Here is a 6594-nt window from a genome sequence, read left to right as displayed (position 1 = left end):
CAGATCTGATGGCGATGCCGGACCATCATTTCGTCGATCTGCCGCTGGCCGCCGAGTAACGCCGGCACACCCGATCAGCGCCGCGAGCCGCGTGAAAAAAAGACCGCATCGTTTTCACGACACGGTCGAAGTCTAGGGAGGAAACGCCCAAGGAGGGCATGGACAGGAAAACCTATCCGAGAACAAATCTATTGTGCGATGCACAAATGTCAATCGACTTCAGGCTTTTTTAATTCACTCTGATTGGGAAATTGCGTTTCGGTGGCGTTTGCGTGACATTCAGGCAACAGTTGCCGCGGTGCTAAATGATCCATGCCCCTTGTTCAGGCAGGAAATCATCGGCAAAGCACGGCATGCCGCAACGCGGGAGAATCAGTTGGACATCAGCATCGACTTCATGCGGCGCATCGCGCATGCCGCCGCCGCCGAGACCTTGCCGCGCTTCCGCAGCCAGGGCGCGGTCGTCAACAAGGAGGCGGGTAGCTTCGATCCGGTCACCGAGGCCGACCGCGAGGCCGAGCGGGTGATCCGGGCGCTGATATCGACGGAGTATCCCGAGCACGGCATTCTCGGCGAGGAGCACGGCAGCTCGAACATCTCCAGCCGGCATGTCTGGGTGATCGATCCGATCGACGGCACGCGCGCCTTCATCTCCGGCCTGCCGGTCTGGGGAACGCTGGTCGGATTGACGGTCGACGGCGAGGCCGTCGCCGGGCTGATGTCGCAGCCTTTCACCGGTGAGCTGTTCTATGCCAACGCATCCGGGTCCCACTATGAAGGTCCTGGCGGGCCGCGCAAGCTTGCGACGCGCAAGACCACCGACCTCGCCAGGGCGACGCTGTTCACCACCACGCCGGCGCTGTTTAAGGGCGAGGCGCGCTCGCGCTACGATCAGTTCGAAAAGCAGGTCCAGCTCGCCCGCTACGGCACCGATTGCTATGCCTTCGCCATGGTCGCGGCGGGAAGCGTCGACATCGTCGCCGATCCCGGGCTGAAACCCTACGATATCGTGGCGCTGATCCCGATCATCGAGAAGGCGGGCGGCGTCGTCACCACGTTCGAGGGCGGTCCGGCGGAGAAGGGCGGGGATATCCTGGCGGCGGCGACGCCTGAGCTGCACGCGGCGGCGATGGCTGCTCTGCGCGGCTGAGCCCCGCGATCGGTCCCTGGGGCGCGGCCAAGGATGCCGATCCTGGCAGCAGGCTGTCAGCCCGGTGGCCGTGCACCGGTCAGGGCGCGTCGCCGGTTCCGGGAATGAAGGCGTCGAAGGCGGCGAGGAGTTGCTCGCGATAGAGGTCTTTCTCCTGCAGGATCTCATGGTGGGCGCCGTCGATCATCAGCAGTGAGCCAAGGCGCAGGCGCCTGGCGTAGGCTTCCACCGCCTTGGTCGAGACGACCTGGTCGGCACCGGCGGCGATCACCAGCATCGGAACCTGGATCGCGCTCATGAAGTCCGGATCGCTGATCGTCTCGGACGCCTCGGCCGCAGCCTTCAGCCAGCGGATCGTCGGTCCGCCAAGCGCCAGCTGCGGCCAGGCTTCGTAGATGCCGGTGTTGCGCCGGTAACGCACGGGATCCGACGTCACCTTGTTGAGCTCAAACGGCGTCGTCTCCTTCGGCCGCGGTCCGATGGCGGCATAGAGCCGGCCAAGGCCGATCGCGCAGAACGCCGCGCAGACGCGGCGGACCGTGCTTATCGAGACAGGCAAATCGGGCAAGGTCAGGAAAGGCGCAATCAGCACCATGCGCCGCACCCGGTTGACCATCGACGGCGAAGCGAGCAGCGCGACCACCGCTCCGGCCGAATGGGCGAGGATGTAGTATGGTCCGCGACAGTCGGGCAGCACCACCTCCTCGAAGAACTGCTCGAGATCGCTGGCGTAGTCGCGGAAGCTGCGGACATAACCACGCTGCGGGTCGCCGGTCAGCCGGTCGGAAGCACCCTGGCCGCGCCAGTCGAGCGTTGCGACGCTGAAGCCGCGGCCGCAAAGATCGCGGATGGTCTCGAAATATTTCTCGGCGCACTCGTTGCGGCCGGTGAGCAGGACCACGGTGCCCTTGAGAGGGCGGGTGGTGGCGGCAAAGACGCCGTAGCGGATCTTCTTGCGGTCACGCGTGGTGAAGAAGCCGCCGGCGGCATTTTCCGGCGGCGGATTGTCCGGCGTCTGATAAAAAAGGTCCGTCATTCGGCGTTTCGTTCTTTGCTCTGCCGCCGCGGCTGGCGAGGTGTCGCACGGTGATAGACGGCCATGCGCCAAAAGCAAAGGCGTCGCGGAGATGGTGGAAGGCCAACCAACGAGGCCGGAAGCAGCCTTTGGCTGCTTCCGGCCCTTGTCGATCCGGGAGGAAGGGACGTTAACACCCGGCTCGGCCTCGTCGCGGCGTCTGTTGGGCGCGCCGCCTGGTCCTTGATCCTGGCAGCATCCTAACGCCGCCTGGCTGAACGCCGGCCGAAGCCGCGGTTCATCTGACGTTCATCGAGGCTCGAATGTTCCGTCGGCGAAAATCTTGAAATGCCCTTTTGCGCTTCCCAAATGTCTGGAGCGGTCGCCAATGTCGGGACCGCTGGTCCATCCGAAACGCCGTTCCGGGTTTCGCAGCGGCCAAACGCAAACTCTGTTGCTCAATAGGAGAACACCCTATGCGTCACGTTGATTTTTCCCCGCTCTATCGTTCGACCGTCGGTTTCGACCGTCTCTTCACCATGCTCGACTCGCTCGGCCAGCCCGACGGCGCGCAGACCTATCCGCCCTACAATATCGAGCGCACAGGCGAGAACGCCTATCGCATCTCGATGGCGGTTGCCGGCTTCTCGGAAGACGAGATCTCAATCGAGGCCCACCGCAACGTGCTGACCGTCAAGGGTGAGCGCAAGGAAGAGGGCAACGGCGAAGGCTCCGAGCTGCTCTATCGCGGCATTGCCTCGAGGGCTTTCGAGCGCCGCTTCCAGCTCGCCGACCATGTCGAGGTCGAGGGCGCCACGCTGAAGAACGGCCTGCTCTTCGTCGACCTCAAGCGCAACATTCCCGAGGAGCTGAAGCCGCGCAAGATCGCGATCACCCAGTCCTCGGACAAGGCCAGGCAGATCGAGGCCAAAGCGGCCGCGTAATCCGCGAGCACCATCCGTAAGACCAGTCTCCTCCCGAGACGAAAGCGGCGCCGAGAGGCGCCGCTTTTTGTTTGCGCGGATTTCTGTGCCATCCGCAACAAAGGCTTCTGGCCCTTTTGAAGCAGGCGCCGGCCCAGCATGAAGGGCGATGTCCGATTTTTCCCTGGCGCTGACGGCAACCATCGCCATCACCTTCCTGCTGGCCGGCGTCGTCAAGGGCGTGACCGGCATGGGCTTGCCGACGCTGGCGATGGGACTTCTGGGCACCGCTATGCCGCCTGTCACCGCGGCCTCGCTGCTGATCGTGCCGTCCTTCGTCACCAATGTCTGGCAGCTGTTCGCCGGCCCGAGCTTCGCGTCGATCCTGCGTCGGCTGTGGCTGATGATGGCCGGCATCATGGTCGGCACGATTGCCGGCGCGCGGTTGCTCGCCAGCGACAACGTCAAATGGACGACCGCCGGCCTCGGCGCCGCCCTTGTCCTCTACGCCACCTACACACTCCTGGCGCGGCGGCCCGGCATTCCGGCCAGGGCCGAGCGCTGGCTGTCGCCCATCATCGGCGTCCTCACCGGCCTCGTCACCGGCGGCACCGGCGTCTTCGTGGTGCCGGCCGTGCCCTACATCCAGGCGCTGGGGCTCGGCAGGGACGACCTGATCCAGGCGCTCGGCCTTTCCTTCACCGTGTCCACCATCGCGCTGGCGCTTGGCCTCGCCTCGCACGGAGCGTTCGAGGTCGAGCATCTCGCGATGTCGTCACTGGCGGTGCTGCCGGCCCTGCTCGGCATGTGGCTCGGCCAGCTGCTCAGGCAGCGCATCAGCCCGGCGACCTTCCGGCGCTGGTTTCTGATCTTCCTGATCGTGCTTGGCCTGGAACTGCTGGCGCGGCCGTTCCTGGGCTAGCCCTTAGCCCTTTGCCGCCAGCGCAGCCTCGACATTTTGTCGGTGAACGGCTTCGTATGGCGCGAAATACTCGACGGCCGTCGAGGCAAACATATCCGCGCCGAAGGTTCTCAGATCCTGCTTGGCCAGGTCAGGCTCTTGCCGGCAGGCAAGCAGTTTTCGAACATAGGCCTGGGTCGCGGCGATAAGGCTTCTGTCATAGCCACCTGCTGCAATTGTTTCGCAGGAACCGTGGTTGGGCAGGATGCGATCGAACCGCCAGCCGGCCATGCGCTCCAGGTCGATCAGATGTTCGGCAAGACGCTCCGGTTCGGAGACATAGGTGATCGAGTCCTCCAGCGTGTCGCCCGCCAGCAACAGGCCGGCATCGGGCATCAGCAGGACCGTGCCGTCATGGCTGTGGATTTCGACCTGGCGGAGTTCGACGGGGATCGCTCCGACGGTCAGATGGAGGTTGTTGTCGAATATCCTGTTGGGGAGCAGGAGCGGCCTGATCGGCGGATTGCCGCCTTCGATCTCGGCCCGGCCACGTTCAAGGGCCGAGGCTGTGAGGCGGTTGGCGATGATCTCGCAATCATGGAACATCTCGTTCCCGGCAATATGATCGTCATGCCAGTGGCTGAGCACGACGCGGATCGAGGTCACGCCCATCTCTTCGAGCGTCCGCCGGACAAGGCGGGCGTGGGGCAGGGATATATGCGTGTCATAGACAAGCGCTTGCGATCCATCGACGATCGCATAAGTGCAAATGCCCAGCGAATAGGCGCCGTCGTCGAGCCAGTTCGGCTCCTCCGACCAGATGCGAACGCCATCGAGGCGGCCATCGTAGAAGCCGACAACGTTTGGCGCCGGACGAACCAGCCGCATGGTCGAGCCGAGAGAGGGCCTGGTCATCTGGTTCCTCCCGATGTCGCGAGCTCAAGCGAGCAACTGGCCGAGACGCTCGATCTCCTGCTTCGTCGTCGCGAAGCTGGCGACGAAGCGGTAGATCGCCTCGTTGTCGCCGAGATGGCCGTCAAAGCCCAGCGGCACGCCCCATTCATAGAATTTGGCGCCGGCGGCTTGCATCTTCTCGGCAGCGGCACGGTCGAGGATCGCGAACACCTCGTTTGCCTGTGGTAGCCAGGCCAGCCTGCCGGTCGGCGCATCCTCGATCGTCTCGGCCAGACGCGCGGCCATCGCATTGGCGTGGCCTGCCATTCTCAGCCAAAGGTCATCGGTGAAATAGGCTTCGAACTGAGCCGAGATGAAGCGCGCCTTGGAGAATGTCTGCCCGGCGCGTTGGCGAAGCAGGCGCAGGTCCTTGCCGACCTCCTGATTGAAGATCACGACAGCGTCGGCCATCCAGCAGCCGTTCTTGGTGGCGCCGAAGGAGATGATGTCGACGCCGCTCTTCCAGGTCATCTCGGCCGGCGTGACGCCGGTCGCGGCGATGGCGTTGGCGAAACGGGCACCGTCCATGTGGAGCGGCAGGCCGTGGCGACGGCTGACCTCGGCGATCGCCTTGACGTCGTCGACGGTGTAGACCGTGCCGACTTCGGTCGCCTGGGTGATGGTCACGGCCATCGGCTGGCCGCCGGGCGCGAGGTCCCGCGAATAGCGCTGGATGGCCTTGTCCAGCGGCTGCGGGTTGATGCGACCCAGAGGCCCGGGCACCGGCATCACGCGCGCGCCGCCAGTGTAGAAACCCATCGCGCCGAACTCATCGACATTGATATGCGCTTCGGAATGGCAAAGCGCGATGCCGCCGATACGGTTCAACGCTGCCATCGACAATGCGTTCGCCGCTGTGCCGGTCGCGACGAAGAACACCTGGACGTCGCTTTCGAAGATCTCGCTGAAACGGCGATAGACGGCGCGGTCGAGGTCGCCGTCGCCATAGGCGGTGGCGATGCCCGCCGCGTGCCGGGATAGGTTGGCCGAGATGTCGGGATGGACGCCCGCCCAGTTGTCGGATGCAAAGAACATCGAGAGGTCCGTAGCTGATTTGCAGAAGCCGGCGCGACTTGACCGTTTTGGTCTTGCAAGTGCAAGGGGCCAATTGCCGGGAAAGCGGTGATGCCAGCCGACGCCGAAATCGGCAGCGACCGAAGCTTACGCTTTGTCGCCCTCTGGCGAAATTTTGTGTCGCGGCGCGGCCAAGATTTTTGTGAATCGGTCTTGTGCGCGCGCCTGATTTCTGCCATAAAAAATTTAGGACAGTAGTGCTGTCTTATTTTGTCGCACAAAACAGGCTGGACTGGCGTATCATGTGGGCCATTCCGGCCGTTGCCGCGAGCGACGGGTAGACGGCTCGGCTCTGGCCTGTACGATACCGGATACGAACCGGGCGGCGCACCGCATGGTTCGGCAACGATTTCGCAAGACGTGCAGCAAGGATGAGGGGGAAGCATCGCGCTTCCCAAGGCAAACCAGCGCCTCAAAGGGGCGCGGAACGGAGGACGGGACGATGACGGAATTGACGCCATCTGCGATTAACGGCCAGGCCGCGCAGACGAAAGCGGCAGCCGTCAAAACCGCGACCCGCACCGCCACCGGCATGGCCGCTCAGGGCCTTTACGATCCGCGCAACGAGCACCACGCC

Annotated in this window: 6 protein-coding genes; 3 read left to right on the top strand and 3 right to left on the bottom strand. The window is 64.0% G+C overall.

Going from position 1 to position 6594, the window contains the following annotated elements:
• Positions 1-376 precede the first annotated feature (376 nt).
• Positions 377-1150, top strand: a complete 774-nt coding sequence (gene hisN / locus EN742_RS19330; RefSeq protein ID WP_126058412.1) for a histidinol-phosphatase — start codon at positions 377-379, stop codon at positions 1148-1150.
• 79 nt (positions 1151-1229) lie between these two features.
• Here the strand turns inward: hisN and EN742_RS19325 are convergent, their stop codons facing one another.
• Positions 1230-2186: an alpha/beta hydrolase gene (locus EN742_RS19325; RefSeq protein ID WP_126058413.1), complete on the bottom strand. Its 957-nt coding sequence runs from the start codon at positions 2184-2186 to the stop codon at positions 1230-1232.
• A gap of 455 nt (positions 2187-2641) precedes the next feature.
• Between EN742_RS19325 and EN742_RS19320 the strand changes: the two genes are divergently transcribed.
• Together EN742_RS19320 and EN742_RS19315 are read left to right on the top strand one after the other, a co-directional pair.
• On the top strand, positions 2642-3109 hold the full coding sequence (locus tag EN742_RS19320; protein ID WP_126058414.1) for an Hsp20 family protein: 468 nt from the start codon (positions 2642-2644) through the stop codon (positions 3107-3109).
• Between the two features lie 148 nt (positions 3110-3257).
• Positions 3258-4010 carry a sulfite exporter TauE/SafE family protein gene (locus EN742_RS19315; protein WP_127404950.1) on the top strand — a complete coding sequence of 251 codons (753 nt, stop codon included), beginning with the start codon at positions 3258-3260 and terminating at the stop codon, positions 4008-4010.
• Between the two features lie 3 nt (positions 4011-4013).
• On the opposite strand, the gene EN742_RS19310 is transcribed toward EN742_RS19315, so the two are convergent.
• Positions 4014-4904, bottom strand: a complete 891-nt coding sequence (locus EN742_RS19310; RefSeq protein ID WP_128333157.1) for an MBL fold metallo-hydrolase — start codon at positions 4902-4904, stop codon at positions 4014-4016.
• A 24-nt stretch (positions 4905-4928) separates the two neighbouring features.
• Positions 4929-5978 carry a low specificity L-threonine aldolase gene (locus tag EN742_RS19305; protein ID WP_126058417.1) on the bottom strand — a complete coding sequence of 350 codons (1050 nt, stop codon included), beginning with the start codon at positions 5976-5978 and terminating at the stop codon, positions 4929-4931.
• Positions 5979-6594 lie beyond the last annotated feature (616 nt).

The organism is Mesorhizobium sp. M4A.F.Ca.ET.020.02.1.1, from assembly GCF_004022645.1.
In the GTDB taxonomy this organism is placed as follows: domain Bacteria; phylum Pseudomonadota; class Alphaproteobacteria; order Rhizobiales; family Rhizobiaceae; genus Mesorhizobium.
The sequence above is the reverse complement of the archived record's forward strand: the minus strand, read 5'-3'. Positions and strand labels throughout refer to the sequence as shown.

What these genes read in the sequence shown, in the direction of transcription:
- EN742_RS19310 (WP_128333157.1), bottom strand. Translation starts at nt 4,904, where the DNA reads ATGACCAGGCCCTCTCTCGGCTCGACCATGCGGCTGGTTCGTCCGGCG.
- EN742_RS19315 (WP_127404950.1), top strand. Translation starts at nt 3,258, where the DNA reads ATGTCCGATTTTTCCCTGGCGCTGACGGCAACCATCGCCATCACCTTC.
- EN742_RS19320 (WP_126058414.1), top strand. Translation starts at nt 2,642, where the DNA reads ATGCGTCACGTTGATTTTTCCCCGCTCTATCGTTCGACCGTCGGTTTC.
- EN742_RS19305 (WP_126058417.1), bottom strand. Translation starts at nt 5,978, where the DNA reads ATGTTCTTTGCATCCGACAACTGGGCGGGCGTCCATCCCGACATCTCG.
- EN742_RS19325 (WP_126058413.1), bottom strand. Translation starts at nt 2,186, where the DNA reads ATGACGGACCTTTTTTATCAGACGCCGGACAATCCGCCGCCGGAAAAT.